This is a genomic window from Flavobacterium sp. CF108 (assembly GCF_900129795.1).
Lineage (GTDB): Bacteria > Bacteroidota > Bacteroidia > Flavobacteriales > Flavobacteriaceae > Flavobacterium.
In genome coordinates this window covers 82,239-103,348 of sequence record NZ_FQWW01000001.1, presented here as the reverse complement: position 1 = coordinate 103,348, position 21,110 = coordinate 82,239, and the positions used below count along the sequence as shown (strand labels likewise).

General features: G+C 31.0%; 18 protein-coding genes. 12 read left to right on the top strand and 6 right to left on the bottom strand.

Annotated features, from left to right (window positions below):
* The first annotated feature begins 21 nt into the window (after positions 1 to 21).
* The 6 genes from BUE10_RS00495 to recQ all read left to right on the top strand — a co-directional run bounded on the left by BUE10_RS00495 (position 22) and on the right by recQ (position 9,563).
* Complete coding sequence (locus tag BUE10_RS00495; RefSeq protein ID WP_073481161.1) at positions 22 to 2,727, top strand: O-antigen ligase family protein; 2,706 nt, start codon at positions 22 to 24, stop codon at positions 2,725 to 2,727.
* Positions 2,728 to 2,846: 119 nt separating this feature from the next.
* Complete coding sequence (gene aroB, locus BUE10_RS00490; RefSeq protein ID WP_073482961.1) at positions 2,847 to 3,914, top strand: 3-dehydroquinate synthase; 1,068 nt, start codon at positions 2,847 to 2,849, stop codon at positions 3,912 to 3,914.
* A gap of 299 nt (positions 3,915 to 4,213) precedes the next feature.
* Positions 4,214 to 5,617 carry a type III PLP-dependent enzyme domain-containing protein gene (locus tag BUE10_RS00485; protein ID WP_073481159.1) on the top strand — a complete coding sequence of 468 codons (1,404 nt, stop codon included), beginning with the start codon at positions 4,214 to 4,216 and terminating at the stop codon, positions 5,615 to 5,617.
* Positions 5,618 to 5,726: 109 nt separating this feature from the next.
* Positions 5,727 to 6,695, top strand: coding sequence for a deoxyhypusine synthase family protein (locus BUE10_RS00480; RefSeq protein WP_056209248.1), 969 nt, complete (start codon positions 5,727 to 5,729; stop codon positions 6,693 to 6,695).
* Between the two features lie 9 nt (positions 6,696 to 6,704).
* Positions 6,705 to 7,118, top strand: a complete 414-nt coding sequence (locus BUE10_RS00475; protein WP_073481157.1) for a DNA primase — start codon at positions 6,705 to 6,707, stop codon at positions 7,116 to 7,118.
* Between the two features lie 135 nt (positions 7,119 to 7,253).
* Positions 7,254 to 9,563 carry a DNA helicase RecQ gene (gene recQ, locus BUE10_RS00470; RefSeq protein ID WP_073481155.1) on the top strand — a complete coding sequence of 770 codons (2,310 nt, stop codon included), beginning with the start codon at positions 7,254 to 7,256 and terminating at the stop codon, positions 9,561 to 9,563.
* 104 nt (positions 9,564 to 9,667) lie between these two features.
* Here recQ and BUE10_RS00465 read toward each other — a convergent pair whose 3' ends face one another.
* The 4 genes from BUE10_RS00465 to BUE10_RS00450 all read right to left on the bottom strand — a co-directional run bounded on the left by BUE10_RS00465 (position 9,668) and on the right by BUE10_RS00450 (position 14,604).
* The gene (locus BUE10_RS00465; RefSeq protein ID WP_073481153.1) at positions 9,668 to 10,183 is read right to left on the bottom strand and encodes a DinB family protein; all 516 of its coding nucleotides are present in this window, start codon (positions 10,181 to 10,183) and stop codon (positions 9,668 to 9,670) included.
* A gap of 30 nt (positions 10,184 to 10,213) precedes the next feature.
* Positions 10,214 to 12,799: a phosphoenolpyruvate carboxylase gene (locus BUE10_RS00460; protein WP_073481151.1), complete on the bottom strand. Its 2,586-nt coding sequence runs from the start codon at positions 12,797 to 12,799 to the stop codon at positions 10,214 to 10,216.
* Positions 12,800 to 12,892: 93 nt separating this feature from the next.
* Positions 12,893 to 13,372, bottom strand: coding sequence for an Lrp/AsnC family transcriptional regulator (locus BUE10_RS00455; RefSeq protein WP_007805990.1), 480 nt, complete (start codon positions 13,370 to 13,372; stop codon positions 12,893 to 12,895).
* Between the two features lie 77 nt (positions 13,373 to 13,449).
* Complete coding sequence (locus BUE10_RS00450) at positions 13,450 to 14,604, bottom strand: M14 family metallopeptidase (RefSeq protein WP_073481149.1); 1,155 nt, start codon at positions 14,602 to 14,604, stop codon at positions 13,450 to 13,452.
* Positions 14,605 to 14,916: 312 nt separating this feature from the next.
* On the opposite strand from BUE10_RS00450, the gene BUE10_RS00445 reads away from it, so the two are divergent.
* On the top strand, positions 14,917 to 15,375 hold the full coding sequence (locus BUE10_RS00445; RefSeq protein ID WP_073481148.1) for a helix-turn-helix transcriptional regulator: 459 nt from the start codon (positions 14,917 to 14,919) through the stop codon (positions 15,373 to 15,375).
* Positions 15,376 to 15,458: 83 nt separating this feature from the next.
* On the opposite strand, the gene BUE10_RS00440 is transcribed toward BUE10_RS00445, so the two are convergent.
* Complete coding sequence (locus BUE10_RS00440) at positions 15,459 to 16,010, bottom strand: 1-acyl-sn-glycerol-3-phosphate acyltransferase (RefSeq protein WP_073481146.1); 552 nt, start codon at positions 16,008 to 16,010, stop codon at positions 15,459 to 15,461.
* Positions 16,011 to 16,076: 66 nt separating this feature from the next.
* Between BUE10_RS00440 and BUE10_RS00435 the strand changes: the two genes are divergently transcribed.
* The 5 genes from BUE10_RS00435 to BUE10_RS00415 are packed head-to-tail and all read left to right on the top strand — an operon-like array spanning position 16,077 to position 18,980.
* Positions 16,077 to 16,742, top strand: a complete 666-nt coding sequence (locus BUE10_RS00435) for a spermidine synthase (protein WP_073481144.1) — start codon at positions 16,077 to 16,079, stop codon at positions 16,740 to 16,742.
* A gap of 11 nt (positions 16,743 to 16,753) precedes the next feature.
* Positions 16,754 to 17,431 carry a peptidoglycan DD-metalloendopeptidase family protein gene (locus BUE10_RS00430; protein WP_073481142.1) on the top strand — a complete coding sequence of 226 codons (678 nt, stop codon included), beginning with the start codon at positions 16,754 to 16,756 and terminating at the stop codon, positions 17,429 to 17,431.
* Between the two features lie 6 nt (positions 17,432 to 17,437).
* Positions 17,438 to 17,914 (top strand): hypothetical protein, encoded by a 477-nt coding sequence (locus BUE10_RS00425; RefSeq protein WP_073482959.1) that lies wholly within the window; start codon positions 17,438 to 17,440, stop codon positions 17,912 to 17,914.
* A gap of 12 nt (positions 17,915 to 17,926) precedes the next feature.
* Positions 17,927 to 18,451 carry a hypothetical protein gene (locus BUE10_RS00420; protein ID WP_073481140.1) on the top strand — a complete coding sequence of 175 codons (525 nt, stop codon included), beginning with the start codon at positions 17,927 to 17,929 and terminating at the stop codon, positions 18,449 to 18,451.
* A 58-nt stretch (positions 18,452 to 18,509) separates the two neighbouring features.
* Complete coding sequence (locus tag BUE10_RS00415) at positions 18,510 to 18,980, top strand: nuclear transport factor 2 family protein (protein WP_073481138.1); 471 nt, start codon at positions 18,510 to 18,512, stop codon at positions 18,978 to 18,980.
* A gap of 494 nt (positions 18,981 to 19,474) precedes the next feature.
* On the opposite strand, the gene BUE10_RS00410 is transcribed toward BUE10_RS00415, so the two are convergent.
* The gene (locus BUE10_RS00410; RefSeq protein ID WP_073481136.1) at positions 19,475 to 20,962 is read right to left on the bottom strand and encodes an aminotransferase class V-fold PLP-dependent enzyme; all 1,488 of its coding nucleotides are present in this window, start codon (positions 20,960 to 20,962) and stop codon (positions 19,475 to 19,477) included.
* Positions 20,963 to 21,110: the final 148 nt, after the last annotated feature.

Genomic DNA, 21,110 nt, shown 5'->3' with positions numbered 1-21,110 from the left:
TTTGCAAAAAAATGAAAACGTATGAATACTCAAAAGATTGATAGTATTATAAGTGAAGTAAAAGGAAAATATTCTATTCCTAATTTTATAGTTCTTCTTTTTATTTCTTCTTTATTAATAATTGACTTTCTGCCCTATTTTAAAAGTGTAGAAATCATTAATCCACAGTTTTTATACCTTTCAGTATTAAACGTAATTATTGCTGCTTATTTTTATTTCAATTCTTCATTAATAGCTGCTGATATTTTTTATTCAATAAAGAGAAATTATATTTTTAAATTATATTTAGCGTTCCTCTTCTTTTGTGCTATATCCTATTTTGCAGCAAAAAATACTTCATTAGTCTTTACAAAATTTACAGAAATAGTAATTGTATTCTGTTTATTTATAAACCTTTCTATTCTTTTAAAAAATAAATTAGATCTCCTTTATAAAATTATATTTATAGTAAGTATTAGTGCGTTAATTCAATCCTGCCAGCAGCTTTGTCATTTTATTATTATTCCACGACATGCTTCAATTATGGATTTATTAAATGGAATGAAGGGAAATACAGGAAATATAAATATTTTGGCGGCGAGCCTTACTATTAAAATCCCTTTTTTACTGCTGGGTATAGCTCATTTTACAACATACAAAAAGTGGTTTTTAGTTTTTATCTTATTTTCAGTTACTTCAGTTATCTTTTTAACGGGAGCCAGAACACCGCTTATTAACTTATTCCTCATCTATTTAATTTATATTATCTATCTCTTAAAAGAATTTTCATTTAAAAGAGCTGCGGTTTCTAAAATTTTATTCCTTACAATCCCAGTATTGACTGCTATATTATTTGCAAACTCAATTTTTCAAAAATCAAAAGATAAAAACAGATATGTTTCATTAGAAAATAGAGTTAGTCAAATTAATACAGAAGATGCCTCTTCAAAAGCGAGATTGTTATTTTGGAATAATGCTATAAAAATGAGTGGCAAAAGTCCAGTCTTAGGAATAGGATTGGGTAATTATCAAGTTGAATCTATTCCTTACGAAAGAACGACTTCTAATGACTCTACAGTTTCATTACATACACACAATGACTTTCTTGAGATTTTAGCAGAAACAGGAATTCTAAACGGACTTATCTATCTTTCTATATTTATTTGTGTATTCATTATAAATCTTAAAAGATTAATAAAACCACAAAATAAAGAATCTCAGATAATTGCATTACTAACTCTGTTACTTTTAATAGTATATGGAATCGATTCTTTCTTTAATTTCCCAATGTACAGACCAACAATGGCAATATTTTTCAGTTTAATTTTAGCCTTGAGCTTAACTAATTCTGAAATAAATCAAATTGCATTACCAAATAAAATTTCATTAAAAATTATAACATCAATTATAATTGTAGTATCAATATTAACAAGCTATTCTGCTTTTATAATTTATAAAGCATCAAATTTAGAATATTTAATTGCCCGTGATGATATAAATGTGAACCTAAAAGGATTCCTTACTGGAGACCAGGTCGTAAATAAAATGGCTGCATACCCAAATACTTTTAGTAGTTCAGAATCATTTTATGAATATGCCGGAATCTACTATATTCGTGAAAAGCAATATGATAAAGCTTTAAAATGCTTTTCAAAAGCTAAAAAAATCAATGGATATTCGGGACGTATTGAATTTTACAAAAATGTTATATCTAAGAATAAAGGAGATATTGACAGTGCTTATATTTATATTAAGCAGGCATTCTATCTTCGTCCAAGAAATTATGCAATATTTAATGCTGCAATTAATTTTGCAATAGCAAAAAAAGATACATTAGAAATATTGAAACAAAGCAGGTTGTTTTCACAATATAGACCAATGCCTCAAACATGGGATCTTGCCGCTCGCGGACTTAAATTTTCAGGTTATAATTATCAAAATTTGCTTAAGTTTATTGATCAAGGATTGAAAAAATTTCCTCAGGATAGTACTTTAACTGCTCAAAAAAATCAGCTTTTAATTACAAGTTATCTAAACGGAGGCCAGAATTTTGAAAATAAATCTGATTTAAACAATGCTTTACAATTCTATGAAAAAGCATTAAAAATTGATCCCAAAAATGTTTATATATCCCAAAATATTGGATTCAATTATTTGAAGCAAGGCCAAAATAAAAAAGCAATAAACGCTTTACTTGAAGCATTAAAATATCCTGGTTTAAAAGACGGAAAAACAGAGTTTTTCTTAGGTATTTCTTATTTAAGAGAAAATGATAAAACGAATGCTCTCAAATATTTTAATCTGTCAAAAGACAAAAATTATCCTGCAGCGAAACAATTAATGGCTAAGAGTCAAAATAATAATCTTGCAGATGAAGCGATATTAAAAAAACGAAAAAATGATCTTTTAATTGCAGACTTAATTACTGAAGGTCAAAATTTTGAAGAAAAGAAAGAAATGGATAAAGCACTTGTGTCATATCAAAAAGCTTTAAGAATTGATCCAAAAAGCATTTACGCTGCACAAAATATTGGTTTCTACTATTTAAAAGTCGGGCAGTCAAAAAAAGCAATCAATTATTTATTGGATGCTTTAAAGTATCCAGGTTTAAATGACGGAAAAACAGAGTATTTCCTTGCGGTTTGTTATTTAAAAGAAGATGACAAAACTAATGCCTGTAAATATTTAAATATATCAAAAGATAAAAACTATTCTGATGCACAACAATTGCTAAGGATGTGTAAATAGTTTCTGTTCATTTAAAACATTAATTTAGAATGATTCGTTTTTAAACAAATTAGGGCCAAAATTTGAATATATTTTAGTTAAAAATGCCTTATTTTGCGGTTTCAATTAACCGTAGAATTATGCAATCCATTCAAGCGAACAATTATCTTGTGCATTTTAACCAGTATGCATACGAAGCTTTAAATAAACATTTAAAAGAAAATAAATACTCCAATATCTTCATTATAGTTGATACTGAGACAAATGAGTATTGCCTGCCAAAACTTTTACCTGTAATTGAAACAGATTTAAATATCGAAATTATCGAGTTTGAAGCAGGAGAAGCCAATAAAAATATAGAAACCTGCATTGAAATCTGGCATGTTTTAACAGAACTTGGTGCAGACAGAAAATCACTTATAATTAATCTTGGTGGTGGTGTTGTAACAGATTTAGGCGGTTTCGTAGCTTCAACATTTAAAAGAGGTGTTGATTTTATAAACATCCCTACTACTCTATTATCTATGGTTGATGCCTCTGTGGGAGGAAAAACCGGAGTTGACTTAGGAAATCTTAAAAACCAGATTGGTGTTATAAATGTTCCTCAAATGGTTTTGATTGACACAGAATACCTTGAAACTTTACCACAAAGTGAAATGCGTTCCGGACTTGCAGAAATGCTAAAACACGGTTTGATTTATGACGCAGCTTACTGGAAAGAATTTCTTGATCTTGGTGCTATTGATTACAATGCATTAGATCAATTAATTTACCGTTCGGTTGAAATTAAAAATGAAATTGTAATTCAGGACCCAACAGAAAAAAACATCCGTAAAGCACTTAATTTCGGACATACTCTTGGTCATGCCATCGAAAGTTACTTTTTAGAAAGTAAATCTAAAACAACTTTATTACACGGAGAAGCAATTGCTGTGGGAATGATCTTAGAAAGTTATATTTCCCTTCATAAAGATTTAATTACTTCAGCAGAATATTCTGAAATAAAAACGGCTATAAAAGCAATTTATGACGATGTAAAATTTGAAGAAAATGACATCGATCCTATTCTGGAATTGCTAATTCATGACAAAAAAAATGAATACGGATTGATTCAATTTGCATTAATTGAAGGAATAGGAAAGATAAAAATTAACCAATCCGTTGAAAATAAATTAATTCTAGCTGCGTTTCAAGATTATAAATCTTAAACTTTTTTTAATTAAAAGCATTGCTTTTGGTATATATTATTTTTTACATTTGCCACAATGAAAACAAACAATAAACAAAGACAATTTAGCTCTTACAGAAACCGTCTCAACAGTTCTTTACTTAGAATGTTGAATCGTTTTTATAATAGTAAAAGCCCGTTTTGCTTTGATGTTTTCCAATGCTCAAAAGCAGAACACGAAAAACTGCAAATTATATTTGCTAATATTAGAGTTTGAATTTTAAATTTAGAAGAAAATCACTAAATTTAATAATTACTACTTAAAATATTGAAATATAAATGAATACAAAATATTCGGATCTAATTAATCAAACATATTACTTCCCGCAAGAGGAATTTAAACTAAGCAAAGACAATCTTCAGTTTCACAACATTGATTTGATGAAATTGGTTGAACAGTATGGTACACCATTAAAGTTTACTTATTTACCTCAGATTTCTGAAAACATTAATAAGGCAAAAGCCTGGTTCAGAATCGCAATGGAAAAGAACAAATACGAAGCAAAATATTACTATTGTTATTGTACAAAAAGCTCTCATTTTGAATATATTATGAATGAAGCTTTTAAGAATAACATTCATATTGAAACTTCATCTGCGTTTGATGTTAATATTGTTGAGAATTTATTAGAAAATGGTAAAATCAACAAAAGCACTTATGTAATTTGTAATGGTTTTAAAAGAGACGAATACATCAATAATATTGCGAGATTGATCAATAACGGACATAAAAACACTATTCCGATTATTGACAATTACGAAGAACTTGATTTGCTTCAGGGAGAAATCAAAGGAAAATTCAAAATTGGAATTCGTATTGCAGCCGAAGAAGAACCTAAATTTGAGTTTTATACTTCTAGATTAGGAATTGGTTATAAAAACATCGTATCATTTTACAAAAAACAAATTCAGGAAAATGATAAATTAGAGCTTAAAATGCTTCACTTTTTCATTAATACCGGAATAAACGATACTTCATATTACTGGAACGAGCTTGTAAAATGTATTAAAGTATATATTGCGCTTAAAAAGGAATGCCCTACTCTTGATGGTTTGAACATTGGAGGCGGTTTCCCAATTAAAAACTCGCTGGCTTTTGAATATGATTATCAATATATGATTGATGAAATTATCAATCAAATTAAAATAGCTTGTGATGAAGCTGAAGTTGATGTACCAAATATATTTACTGAATTTGGATCGTTTACTGTAGGTGAAAGCGGTGGAGCAATCTATCAGATTTTGTATCAAAAACAACAAAATGATAGAGAAAAATGGAACATGATCGATTCATCTTTCATTACTACCCTTCCGGATACCTGGGCTATTAATAAACGTTTTATTATGCTGGCTATTAATCGCTGGAATGATACTTATGAGCGGGTTTTGTTAGGAGGATTGACTTGTGATAGTGATGATTATTATAATTCAGAGCAAAACATGAACGCCATTTATCTGCCTAAATATAACAAGGAAAAGCCATTATATATTGGTTTCTTTAATACAGGAGCATATCAGGAAACAATTGGAGGTTACGGAGGTTTACACCACTGTTTGATTCCGCAGCCAAAACATATTTTGATAGATCGTGATGAAAATGGAATTCTGGCGACAGAAGTTTTCTCTGAACAACAGACTTCAGACGATGTATTAAAAATATTAGGATACAAGAAAAAATTGTAAAAAAAAACTGTAAAATAATTAAGATTAATAATTAGAAAATTATTAATTTGCATATATCCAAAAGGTTAAAAACTTTTAATTCAAAAAAAAACAAAAAACAAAAAACAAAATGAAAGGACCAATCAGTCAGTTTATTGAAAAACATTATTTACACTTTAATTCTGCTTCATTAGTAGATGCAGCTAAAGAATACGAACAACAATTAGCAAATGGATCTAAAATGTTGGTAAGTATGGCTGGTGCAATGAGTACAGCAGAAATTGGTAAAATTTTTGCAGAAATAATTAGACAAGATAAAGTACAAATTATTTCATGTACTGGAGCCAATCTAGAAGAAGATATCATGAATTTAGTAGCTCACTCTCACTACGAAAGAGTTCCTAATTACCGTGATTTGACACCAGAAGACGAATGGGCTTTACTGGAAAGAGGATTAAACCGTGTTACAGATACTTGTATTCCTGAGCATGAGGCTTTTAGACGTTTACAAAAACACATCTATAAAATCTGGAAAGATGCTGATGATAAAGGAGAACGTTATTTTCCACATGAATTCATGTATAAAATGTTATTATCAGGCGTTTTAGAAGAATATTACGAAATTGACTTAAAAGACAGCTGGATGTATGCTGCTGCTGAGAAAAATTTACCTATTATTGTTCCGGGATGGGAAGATAGTACAATGGGTAATATTTTTGCATCATACGTGATTAAAGGCGAATTGAAAGCATCTACAATGAAATCTGGTATTGAATACATGACTTTCCTTGCTGACTGGTATTCAAAAAACAGCCAAAACGGTATTGGATTCTTCCAAATTGGTGGTGGTATCGCAGGAGATTTTCCTATTTGTGTTGTACCAATGTTATACCAGGATATGGAAATGCATGATGTTCCATTCTGGAGTTATTTCTGCCAAATTTCTGATTCAACAACTAGTTACGGTTCTTACTCAGGAGCAGTTCCAAATGAAAAAATCACCTGGGGTAAATTAGATATCAAAACCCCTAAATTTATTATTGAGTCGGATGCTACAATTGTTGCACCGTTAATTTTTGCATATTTATTAGATTTATAGGATATTTTTATGAAAAGAGTTATAGTAGACTACGCCAAACTGACAAACGAAATTTTAAACCTTTTGGTTGAAAAATTTCCTGATGGTTATGATGATTCGGATGTTATCCGTTTTAGAAACGCTAAAAACGAATTAGTAGAAGCTGTTGAAGTTCGTACTGAAGACACTATTTATTTAGTAAAAATCAGTACTAAACTTGCTGACAGAATCGAAAATTATGATGAAGATGATGATATCGATCTTGATGTTGATACAATCGAGCCAGTTAAAGGTCTTGATCTTGATGATGATGCTGCAGATGATGACGATGATGATGATGACAATCAAGATAAACCAGACGTAGATGGCGGCGATGATGACGATGAAGACAGAGACCCAGACGATATAGCTGATGATGACGATGATGAAGACGATGAAGATTAATCATTTACTTTTAAAATAAAGACAAAGGAACTCTATTTTGAGTTCCTTTTTTATTTACCCATGCAAACAAAATTATAAGAAAATTACTATATTTATATTTTAAAGATACTTTTAAAATATAAATTATTCGCCAATATGAAATCAGAATTACTACACACCAAACTGAAAGAAAATTTCGGATTTGAAAAATTCAGGCCAAATCAAGAAACAATAATAAAAACTATTTTATCAGGACAAGATACTTTAGCTATTATGCCTACTGGTGGTGGAAAATCAATATGTTTTCAGCTGCCGGCCCTTATATTACCTGGAATAACTATAGTTATTTCGCCTTTAATTGCCTTGATGAAAGATCAGGTAGACAGTTTAAAAACAAATGGCATCACTGCATGTTATATTAATAGCAGTCAATCATCTGAAGAACAGCAGTTTTATATCGATAATTTGAAATCGAATAATTTTAAACTCGTTTATATTGCTCCAGAAAGTTTATCCTATTTAGATAATGTTTTTAACGAATTGACAATCAGTTTAATTGCAATTGACGAAGCACATTGTATTTCGTCTTGGGGGCATGATTTTAGACCAGCCTATACCAATTTAGGATATTTAAAAAACCGCTTCCCTTCTACTCCAGTTCTAGCTCTGACTGCAACAGCCGATAAAGCAACACGTGCAGATATAACCAAACAGCTAAATTTAAAAAGTCCAAAAACTTTTGTAGCTTCTTTTGATCGCGCAAATTTAAGCCTTGAAGTAAGGCCAGCTTTAGATCGTGTAAAACAAATTATTGATTTTGTCGAGAATAAGCCCAACGAATCAGGAATTATTTATTGTTTGAGCAGAAAAACGACCGAAGAACTTGCAGAGAAATTATCTAAAAACGGAATTGCTGCAAAAGCGTATCATGCCGGTTTAGACAATACAACCCGAGCAAAAACTCAGGATCAGTTTATAAATGATGATTGTCAGGTAGTTTGCGCTACGATTGCATTTGGAATGGGAATTGATAAATCAAATGTTCGCTGGGTTATTCATTACAATTTACCCAAAAATATTGAAGGTTATTATCAGGAAATTGGCCGTGCAGGCCGTGACGGATTACCTGCTGAAACTGTTTTATTTGAAAGTTATGCCGATGTAATTCAGCTTCAGAAATTTGCTTCTGAAGGATTAAATTCTGATGTTCAGCTTGCCAAATTAGAACGAATGAAGCAATATGCAGACGCAGTAAGCTGCAGGCGAAAAATTCTTCTTTCTTATTTTGGAGAACTAGTTACAGAAAATTGCGGTAATTGCGATATTTGCAAAAATCCTCCAACATTTTTTGATGGAACGATTCTCGCGCAAAAAGCACTTTCGGCTATTACAAGATTACAAGAAACAGAACCTTTAGCTGTGATTGTTGATTTTTTGAGAGGCTCAAAAAACGCGTATATCTACGAAAAAAATTATCAAACGCTAAAAACGTACGGAATTGGAGCCGATATTTCGTGGTACGATTGGAATCAATATTTAATTCAGCTGATTAATCTAGGATATTGTGAAATTGCGTTTCATCAGCATAATAAAATTTTATTAACCCCTTTTGCAAAAAAAGTTTTGTTTGAGGGTGAAAAAGTAAAACTGACAACGGTTGTTAAAAAAGTAATCGATAAAAATGAAGTAAAACAAGAGAAAGCAAAAACAGCTGCTAAAAATTCTCTTTTTGAAACACTTCGAAAATTACGCTACGAAATTGCTCAGGAAGAAGAAGTTCCGGCCTATGTGATTTTCAGCGATGCTTCGCTAAGACACATGGAAATTTTAAGACCAATGAGCGATGAGGATTTTCTTGCCGTGGAAGGTGTTGGAAAAGCAAAACTCGAAAAATATGGAGCAGACTTTATTAAAACGATTGTTGAATTTCAAAGAAATAAATCTGTCGTTAAAAAAGAAAAAAAGGAAAGCACTTATGCTAAAACTCTAGAGTTATTTCAAAACGGACTTTCTATTGAAGAAATCGCAGGACAAAGAAATTTGGGAGAAACTACGATCGTTTCTCATTTAGCGAAATTATATGTTGATGGAAACGATTTTGATTTAAGCCAGTTTGTTTCTAATAAAGAAATCATTGAGATTGAAAAAGCTCAACTAGAATTAGAAAATCCTAGCGCTTTACGACCTTATTTTGAATACTTTGAAGAAAAAATGTCTTATGATAAAATCCGATTTGGTTTAGCGTTTATTGAGAGAAAACATAATAATCAAATTAAAGACAAATCCTATTCTGTTGATGAAATACGTCTTGTTCATACCGAGGCCTACAAGAAATGGGATGCAGCAGAAGATTTAAAACTTACAAATCTATTTAATGAAGGTAAAAAAGTTGGAGAAATAGCTGATTTACTTGGAAGAAATAATGGTGCAATTACTTCACGATTGAAAAAATTAGAATTAAAATAATTTTTGTTATTCTATGTCGAAATTACATATCTTATCTTAAAGTAACAAACCCGACAGGTTTTTAAAACCTGTCGGGTTTACTTTATCTATAAAATTTTTAGTTTTTACAAATACCTTTCTTCAAAAATTTTTTGATGATGTTTTTGGTGTCCAATCATCACAAAACCTAATGCTCGAACTGAAATAGGATTATTAGAAGCAGTTCCAATTCTTTTAAGCTGGTCTTCTGATAAACTTTTGTAAAACAATAAAGTTGAATGTCTTAAAGCAGAAAGTTCAGTCAACAAATCCTGAATACTTCTTTTGTTCGATTCTGTATTATTTGCATAATCATCTTCTTCAAAACTAGGCAAAGGTGTTTTGTCATTTCTTGAAAATCTCAAAGCACGATAAGCAAAAATACGTTCAGTATCTATAATATGCTGGATAATATCCTTAATTGTCCACTTCCCTTCTGCGTAACGATAATCAAATTTATCCATTGGAATATTTTGAACAAATCGGATAAAATCATGAAGAGAAATTTCTAATTCTTCAATTAATTTTCCATCACCGGCTTCTCTGATATAAGTACCAAAATGACCCGAATATTCATTTTCTAGTAACTGACTTGCAATCATTTTTATAATTTTATAGTTTTCAAATTACGATTAAGCTGAATTTCTACTTGCGTTTGTGTTTCCGAAAAGAGATCTCGTTACGATTTTTTCGTATACTTTGATTAGTTCCTCATTCGTAGAATTTTCTTTGTTCAATTCATTGATTTTTAGCAATGCATATTGTTGTATTGTCAACAATGGCAATACAATACGCTCTCTTATTTGAATTGATGCTATACCATCAGGATAATTTTCCATTAAGGTTTTATGATCTGCAATTTTCAATAAAAGACGTTTTGTTTCAGAAAATTCATCGTAGATAATCTGCCAGAATTCACCAAACTCAGGATCTTTTCTCATGTAAGCTGTTAATGGTAAAAATGATTTTGCCAATGACATCATACTGTTTTCAAGCAATGTTTTAAAGAATAATGAATTATGATACAAATTACTTACTTTATCCCATTGACCTGATTCTTCAAAATGTTTCAAAGCTGTTCCTACTCCAAAAAAACCCGGCACGTTTTGTTTTAACTGACTCCAAGATCCAACAAACGGAATCGCTCTTAAATCTGCAAAATCTAATGATTCAGATTTGCTTCTTTTTGAAGGTCGGCTTCCAATGTTAGTTTTAGAATAATATTTCAACGTACTCATTTTTTCCAAATACGGAATAAATTTTGGATGATTCTTAAAACTTAAATATTTCTCATATCCTAAATCAGCTAATTGCGTCAAGATTTGAGTTTCCTCTGGAGTTAGCTCATTCTTTTCTTTACCAAAAACCTGGTTGGTTATACCTGCACTTAATAAATTTTCAATATTAAAACGACAAGAATCTAAAGTTCCAAAATTAGAACTGATTGTTTGCCCTTGTACCGTGATCTGAATTTCTTTGTTTTCAATTTTTGGACCTAAAGAAGCATAGAATTTATGTGTTTTACCACCACCACGTGCAGGAGGCCCGCCGCGTCCGTCAAAGAAAATAGCTTTAATTCCGTATTTTCTTGAAATTTCAGTTAACGAAATTTTAGCCTGATAAATACTCCAGTTGGCCATTAAATAACCGCCGTCTTTTGTACCGTCAGAGAAACCAAGCATAATTGTTTGTTCGTTTCCTCTTGATTTTAAATGCTTAGAATATTCAGGATTTGTATACAATTGCTCCATAATTTGATGCGCATTTTGCAAATCATCTACAGATTCAAAAAGCGGAATTATATCAACAGTTGGATTCTCCCAATTATTCAAACGAATCATCGCAAAAGTTTCCATTACGTTTAGGGCGCTTTCGTTATTACTAATAATGTAACGATTAGCACCTTCTTCTCCATTGTTTTCCTGAATGGTTTTAATTGCCTGAACAGATTCTAAAGTAGATCTTGTAATTTCATTTTCAAAATCAGCAGGATTTAAATCTCCTTTTATTTTTGATAAAACATCGATTTTTTGATCTTCTGTCAGTTCATAATAATTCTTCGGGAAAGTATCTGAACCTGAATTTAAGTAATAATTCACGACATCTTTAAAAACAGCATTATGAATTTTACTATTCTGACGAATATCTAAAGTCGCAAAATGGAATCCGAATAAATTAATTTTTACTAAAAGAGCTTCTAAATCGTCTAAATATAAAGATTGATGTTTTTCAATAATTATAGTTCGAATCTTATTAAGCTGTGTCAATAATTCGTCTAAAGTGATAAAAATTTCTCCTTTAGAATAAAACACTGAACGGTAAAGTTTATGTTCAAGATCAGATACCAAAGTATCTACACCAGAGAAAGTTAGCTTTCTTTTTAAGTTTCTCATTTCAACATAATAGCACTTTAAAATTGAAGTTCTTAATCGATCTGCAACTTTAAGCGTAATCTCTGTTGTAACAAATGGATTCCCGTCACGGTCACCTCCCGGCCAGAATCCTAATTTTATCAATTGATTCTGAATTTGATTTCCGTCATTAATATTTTTTTGCAAATAATGCACAATTTCTCCCGCTGTAGCGTAAAATACATTTTCTAGATACCAAATCAAACTAACGGCTTCGTCGTAAGGATTTGGTTTTTCATGCTGAATAAAAGGTGTTTTCCCCAGCTGCGCCAATAATTGTTTGATCTGCAATAAATCGTTTTGGCGAATTGCTTCGGTCAAATCGTTTATAATTCCTAAAACAGGACCAGGATAAAACTGTGTTGGATGCGCTGTTAAAACCGTACGAACATTGAAATTTTCTAAAAAATTAACTAATTCGTCGTCTTTTTCTTTTGCATCTGATTTTTCTTTAATATCACGTAAAGATCCTCGCCCTTCCATATTGTTAACTTCCGGAAAAGCAGCATCTTCAATGGCATCAAACAATACAATCTGGCGTTCTATATATTGAATAAATCGAAACATTAAGTCGATTTTCTCCGTTTCTGAAGCATTGTTCAGGAACTTGTTCGAAAAGAAATCAAAAATTTCTTTTGGAGTTTCTTGTTTTTTAAATCCCGTTTCGCAAGTTTCTGTAAATAATGGCAATAAAACTCCTGTATTATCAATAGAATCAAATGGTAATGTTATGAAAACACTATTGTAAATGTGGTATTTAGAGAGAACGTCTTTGTTAAAACGTTCTATTTTTGGCAACGTGTACATAAATTCTTTTATAGTTGGTTGGTTAATTGGTCATAAAAAAACCCCAAGAATAAACTTGAGGTTATATTTTAATATAGCATTCAAGAGGAATTGTTACATATTTTTGAAAATAGTATGCATCAAACGCTTCTTATCGTTAATACTTTCCTCTAATGAAATCATAGTTTCAGTCCTGTAAACACCTTCGATATCATCAATCATGAAGATAACTTCTTTTGCGTGTTTAGTATCTTTTGCTCTAATTTTACAAAAGATGTTAAATTTTCCTGTCGTTACAGAAGCAACTGTTACGAATGGAATTTGATTGATACGCTCTAATACAAATTTAGTTTGTGATGTATTATTAAGGAATACCCCAACATATGCAATGAATGAATAACCTAATTTATCGTAATCTAAGGCTAATGAAGACCCCATGATGATACCGGCATCCTCCATCTTTTTTACTCTAACGTGTACTGTACCAGCAGAAATCAATAGTTTTTTTGCAATGTCAGTAAACGGAACTCTCGTATTGTCTATTAACATATCTAAAATCTGGTGATCTACTTCATCTAAACGAAATTTACTCATAATTCTTTAATTAATATTACTAATTGCTATTACAAAGTATAAAAATATATATAAAAAACAACAAATTCACATAAAAATTAACTTTTTATCAACCCGTTAACAAATTTAGTATTTTTATTTAAATAAAAATCTGCTTTTTGGTTCATTTTCGGAATATTAAGATAATCATCAGAATAAACAGCTTCATTTCCGTCGTATTCGTAATGACCAAAATAATTTTCCAATTCGCCTGCTTCTACTATATAAGCATTAAAATGAATCTTATTTTCAATCAATTCTTCTTTGTATTGTGCGACAAAATTCGTAATAATTTCGATACCATCATAATTTATTTTGATATTTTTATACATAAAATCATAAAAAACGACTTTATTTTGTGAAATATTCAAATAATCAGAAATTCTATTGACGACTAAATCGTTTTCGCTTATGAGTTCAAAGCTTGAAATTAGTGAGAAAAATATGTATTTTCTGGTAATCTCCCTCTCATAATCGTTAGGAAAATGACCGGCTTCGAATAATATAGTAGGTACTCCTAAAAACTGAAAAGTATCCCCTATACAGTTTATATTGAATGAATCGTCAAATCTTCCTACTTGTCCGGGAATATATTTTTGCAATTCATCGTTAATTCCTGCAATTAAATTGATGGCTTTTTGTCTGTTTTCATTCACTTCTCTTTCTTCATTATAGGACGGAGCTAAAAAAGAGACAGTTGCAGGCTTACCAGTATCGCCGGCACCAAAAATAGTACGCTGATCGTGCAGGTTAAAGCAATAATCAGGTTTAAAACTCTCAAAAACTTCTCTCAAAACATTACTTTCAGGTTGTGTCAGTTTTTGAGAATCGCGATTTAAATCAATTTTATTTGCATTTTCACGTGTATAAAGCCTGGCGCCGTCAGGATTTAAAATAGGAATAGCATAAAATGTAAATGTAGATAGCATTTTTTCAGCAAAATCAGATTTGCTGTTTAATACATTAATAAAGTCAAAAAGCGCTTTAGTTGTCGTACTTTCATTTCCATGCATTTGAGACCATAAATAGATACGTGTTTTTCCGGTTCCAATTTCGTAACTATATATAGATTCTCCTAAAACAGATTTTCCTATAACCTTAACTTGATTATTAGTATTTAGTTTGTCTAATAAAGGTTGAATATGATCTAAAGTCAAATATCTACCTTCGATTGACTGCTCTTTGTATTGGTTGAATAATTCTTCTAAATTCATTGTGTTTTGATTAGTTTACAAAAGTAAACATCTTTATTTTTACAATTGTAAACAAGAAAAAATAACGAGAATTTAGAAATGTAAACAGATTTATTAGTTGATTTTAAAGATTCCAGTAAAATACAGTTAACAATTGTTATTACTTTAAGTAAAAAATATCAATATATTATATTTCAATTAGTTATAAGTGATTATATAAAGTAAAAATCACACAATAAAAGCTTAATTTGAACGATTTACAACTGTAAAATTGTATTATCAAATCTTTTTAGTTACATTTGTAAACACGTGTAATTTAAAATATAATTTACAATGGTAAACATCGATGATTTTGTAAAAAGGCTGGAAATTATACTGGATTATTATGGACTAAATGCCTCTTTATTTGCAGATAAAATTGGCGTGCAGCGTTCCAGTATGTCTCACCTTCTCTCTGGCAGAAATAAGCCAAGTCTTGATTTTGTCATGAAAATTTTGGATGTTTTTCCGGAAGTAGACTTATATTGGATTCTAGTTGGAAAAGGGAATTTTCCTAAATCAGAAAATGAAATTGTCTCAAATTTTCAAAATACAAATTCAGACTCCCCTTCTTCATCAAATGAAAATTATTCTCGAGAAGATTTATTTACTCCAATAAATAATGAAGAAAATAAATCATCCATTAAAAGTTTGATTGAAACCAAAAAATCAAATTTGAGTTTTGAAGAAGACGAAATTGAGAAAATTGTAATTTTCTACAAAAACGGAACTTTTAAGGCTTATGTACCATAGCTCGAAAATTTCACGTATTTGAAAAAATTTTAAAATAATTTTCATTTAAGGGATTCTCACGAATCTAAAAAAACATCAAAAATTTAGATTTGAATTCCGTTTTCAGGAATTTTTCCTAAAACACCTTTATAATGCTGTTTTAAAATTTCCCAATCGGCTTCATAATTTCCTGTCGGATAAAATGGTTCTCCTAGATTCACTTCTTTTTTGCCCCAATCAAAAGCAACAGGAACAATTGGCACATTTGCTTTAAGCGCTATATAATAAAATCCGGTTTTAATTTCGGTTACGCCTTTTCGTGTTCCCTCTGGCGCAACAGCCAAACGAAAAACTTCTTTACGATTAAAAATAGCAGCGATAGAATCTACTTTATTTAATCCGCCGGTGCGATCAAGCGGTTCACCGCCAACATTTCTGAAATAATAACCAAACGGAAACTTGAATAATTCTTTCTTTCCAACCCAGTTCATCTGTAAGCCAGAAATTCCGCGGGTAAAAAGACCAATATAAAAATCGTGATTACTTGTATGCGGCATAACCATTAATATACATTTTTTCACTTCAGCATTTTCTATTCCTACTATCTTCCAGCTCATTAGCTTAAAAAAGATGAATTTGTATAGTCTTTTCTTCATTAAAATTTAATATTTCTTGCAAAATAAAAGATTTAAAATGGTATTTTTGAGTAAAAGCATTACAAAATGATTCAAAAACTATTCAGTTATCTATATCCAATAAAAATCTTCAAAAAAAAATCAACCCGAAGCAAAGTAATCGAAATTACCTGGGCAAATGGGGAACTTGTTTTAGATTCTGAAAACACAAATTATTCGTACGGAAGTTTACAGCGTATATTAAGGTACGGGCTTCGAAATATTGGTTATGATAAAGTAGTAGAAATGGATCATATCCTGGTTCTGGGAGTTGCCGGCGGAAGCGTAATCAAAACCCTTGTTGACGAAATTAACTATAAAGGCAAAATTACAGGAGTTGAAATCGATCCTGAAATGATTCAAATAGCCAATCAGTATTTTAACTTAAATGAGATCAAACAGCTTGAAATTATTATTGATGATGCTTTTGAATTTGTTTTAAAAACAAAAGATCGTTACGATTTAATAATTATTGATATTTTTGAAGATACTAATATGCCAAACTTTTTGTTCGAAAAGTTTTTTAGCGAACGAGTTTGTTTTCTTCTCAAAGATCAGGGCTTCATTTTATTTAACACCATGATTCTCGATGAAGCGCATAATGTTCGTAACAGAAAATACATTACCGAAATAAACTCACAATTATTTACTTCAAAAATGCTGCCCCGCATTGAAGTTCATAATGAATTAATAATAATCGAAAAAGTAGCTTAAATTTAATTTTTATGAAATCCCTTGTATCTATATTAAAAGCCTTACCACCTACTAAAGTAATTGATGCTTCTATTGATTTTTCAAAATACCTTCCTTTAGATTTGTCCATAACCAATACCGATTTAGTCGAAAGTAAACCCGAAACCTCTGCAGATTTTGAGCGTTTTATTTTTGCCTACCTTGCTGATAATAATGCCGAAGTTGCTTACGGCGGTTACATTGAAGGACGCAACTTATATAAAAGAAGCACCATTTTTAAAAATGATTCGGTTCCGGAAAGAAATATTCACATTGGCCTTGATTTATGGGCAAAAGCTGCAACTGCGGTTTTAGCAGCGCTTGACGGAAAAGTACACAGTTTTCAAAATAATAAGGGTTTAGGAGATTACGGCCCTACTATAATATTAGAACATGAAGTAGAAAATGAGAAATTTTATACTTTATACGGACATTTATCGTTAGAAAGTATAGAAAACCTTACCGTTGGGACAATTTTTAAGAAAGGCGAACAAATTGGAGCTTTAGGAAATTCAACTGTTAACGGAGATTATGCACCTCATGTTCACTTTCAGATTATAAAAAACTTAGGAGACAAATGGGGCGATTATCCCGGAGTCTGCAACACAAACGATTTAAATTTTTATATAGAAAACTGTCCCGACCCAAACTTATTATTAAAAATAACTTAAATGATTATGAAGAAAGCGGGATTGATTATATGTTTGTTGTTATTAATTGGATGTAAATCGAAAACTGTAAGTAGAGATACGGAAGATTTAAAAATTAAAAAAGTTTCTAACGCCGATATTAGTTCAGAACAGCAGAAAAAAGCATATGAATTAGGCAAAAGAGTTTTAGAAACATGTAATACATCAAAGTTTAAACCTTTTAATGAAACCGAAGTTACTCAGTCTGTTAGAGAAAACACGACTGAAGAACGATTGACTAAAACCTGTACCAGATTTAGACAATATTATGGAAGTTTTATTGATTTAAAATTAGATGGCGTTTACAAAACCAAACAAGAAGTAATTTACCGCTATCACGCTTTATACAGTAAAAAAGTGGCAAACAAAGAACTTCGCATTTTTGTAAATGAAGAGAACTTAATATCTGCCATTAAATCAATGGATTGGGATGAAAAGTTTGACGCAAAAGCAGCCGAACAATAAAAGTAACTATATATGAAATTAAAATTGCCTCTTCTTTTATTACTGTTTATTTCAATCTTTGCAAATGCGCAGCAAACCATGAGTGTAAAAGGATCTCAGCCTTTTCCGGCAACGCAGGAATATACTTTTATCTGCGAAAAATATGCTTTTACGGGCGAAGCCAGCATTCAGATTGCAAAAACAGATAAAGGCGGCGTTTTAAAAATCACAATTGCAACTTCAAATGATAAGGCTAGAATTGCCGGGGGTCTTTATGTAGATTTGGCTAATGCCGATGTTATTGCCTGTACAGACAAAAACGTAAAAGAATCATCCGAAGGAAAAACAACTTCATACTATTACTTTACTCCTGCTGAATTTGCTAAACTTAAAAAAAATGATGTTTATGCTGTTCGATTTATCATAAACGGAGGTTCTAATACTTTTGGAAACGAAACCGGATACTTTACTGCACATAACAAAAAGAATTATTTTTCAACGGCTTACGATAAATCTAAAAAGAGTTACGACACCGCAAAAGAAATTAGTGTTTTATAAATACAATATTTTATAAAATAAATCTTATATTTATAATTATATTCTAATTTCCAAATTTATGACTCCCAACGAAGCTTTAATTACAAAGTTCTATACTGCTTTTGCCAATTCTGATTTTAAAACAATGGCTGAATGTTATCATCCAAAAATACATTTTATTGATCCGGCCTTTGGTTTATTAAAAGAAGAACAAGTTTCGAAAATGTGGGAAATGCTCCTTATTAGAAGCAAAGGAAATATCAAAATTGAATTCTTTGACGTAAAAGCGGATGAATTTACGGGTTCTGCAAAATGGGTTGCAGCTTATAATTTCAGCAAAACAAATCGTAATGTAATCAATAGAATTTCTGCCGAATTTGTTTTCCAAGATGGTCTAATCATCAAACATACTGATAATTTTGATGTTTGGAAATGGTCAAAACAAGCCTTTGGACCAACCGGATATTTATTAGGCTGGACAGGGTTTTTCCATAAAAAAATTCAGGAACAAGCCTTACTTTCCCTTAAGAAATTCCAGGAATCTAAGTAATGTAGAAAAGCTTTTTTTTAACGCAAAGTGCGCTAAGATTTTTGTTTTATAAAAGTTTTTTAAGATCTCAAAGTTTGGTTTGAGAATATCAATTATAAAATAAGCCCGAGAGTTTTGAAACTCTCGGGCTTATTTTATATATTTTAAAACGAACAAACCCGACAGGTTTTAAAAACCTGTCGGGTTTACTATATCGTATAGAAAATCTAGCTTTGCGACCTTAAAAAAACTTGCTTTTTAAACTAAAAAACTTCGTACACTTTGCGAAAAAACTTAGCGAACTTTGCGTTAAAATTAAAAGCTACAGTAAAATAAATATGATTTAAAACCAGCCACCAACCCATCTTCAGAAAAACAACAAACCCGACAGGTTTTAAAAACCTGTCGGGTTTACTATATCGTATATTAGAAAATCTAGCTTTGCGATCTTAAAAAAAGCTAGCTTTTAAAACAAAAACCTTCGTGCACTTTGCGAAAAAAAACACCAAGATAAATTAAGATTTAAACCAGCCCTTCACCAATTCATCCTCAAATGAAGCAGCGTTTTTATGAACAAATTCATTAGTATCTTTATTGTAAGAATAATCTAAAGCCCAGGCTTTATGATTTTTAGCCAAGTCTATAATACTATTACAAACAAAAGTAATTTCCTCATCCGTCGTAGTTGGATGAATTGACATTCTAATCCATCCCGGTTTTTTAATTAAATCACCAATCGTAATTTCATTAACCAGTTTATTAGAAGTTTCCTGATCTACGTGCAGTAAATAATGACCGTAAGTTCCCGCACAGCTGCATCCGCCGCGAGTCTGAACCCCAAATTTATCATTCAATAATTTTACACCCAAATTAAAATGTAAATCCTCAATAAAAAAGGAGATTACACCCAAACGGTTTTTATGCTGACCCGCTAAAATTTTAATATTTTCAATAGGATCTAACTGACTAAAAACAAAATCGACAATTTCGTGTTCGCGCTGTAAAATGTTCTCAATTCCCATTTCTTCCTTCAGCTCAATTGCCAAAGCCGTTTTAATAACCTGAAGAAATCCCGGAGTTCCGCCATCTTCTCGATCCTCGATATTATCAATATATTTATGTTCGCCCCAAGGGTTTGTCCAGCTAACTGTTCCTCCACCCGGACAATCCGGAATCATATTATTATATAATTTTTTATTGAAAATTAAAACCCCCGAAGTTCCTGGGCCTCCAAGAAATTTATGCGGAGAAAAGAAAATCGCATCCAAATAAGATTCAGGATCTGCAGGATGCATGTCAATTTCTACATAAGGACCTGAGCAGGCAAAATCTACAAAACAAACACCGTTATATTTATGCATTAATTTTGCAGCTTCATGAAACGGCGTTTTTATACCTGTAACATTTGAACAAGAGGTAATTGATGCAATTTTTATAGTTCTGTCGCTGTATTTCTGTAATAACAATTCTAAATTATCCAGACAAAACAGTCCTTTTTCGCAAGACGGAATAATCTCAACATCAGCAATAGTTTCTAACCATGAAGTTTGATTAGAATGATGCTCCATATGAGAAATAAAAACAATAGGCTTTTTTTCAGCAGGAACTGTGGTGAAATTTTTAAGGTTTTCAGGGATTTTTAAACCTAAAATACGCTGAAATTTATTGATAACCCCAGTCATTCCGGTTCCATCTGTAATTAAAACATCATCTTCACTTGCGTTTGTATGACGTTTTATAATATGTCTTGCGTGATGATATGCCTTTGTCATAGCAGTACCTGACACCGTAGTTTCTGTATGCGTGTTGGCAACAAACGGTCCAAATTGATTCAAAAGTTTCTCCTCAATTGGTCTGTACAGCCTTCCGCTGGCAGTCCAATCGGTATAAACAATGTTTTTTTTGCCAAAAGGTGACATAAATTCCTGATCTATGCCAACAATATGTTGTCTAAAATCCTGAAAATAAGTTTCTAGACTGATGGTACTATTTTTGGTATTCATTTGTTGTGCCTGTGTTTAACTGCAAATATATTGCTTTTTTCTAAAATTGAGAATTTATCAATTCTAAACTTCAAACTTTAAGAAAACTTTTAATATCTTTAGTTTAACAGCTATTTTTTAGATAAATTATCACAATATTCTATCAGGT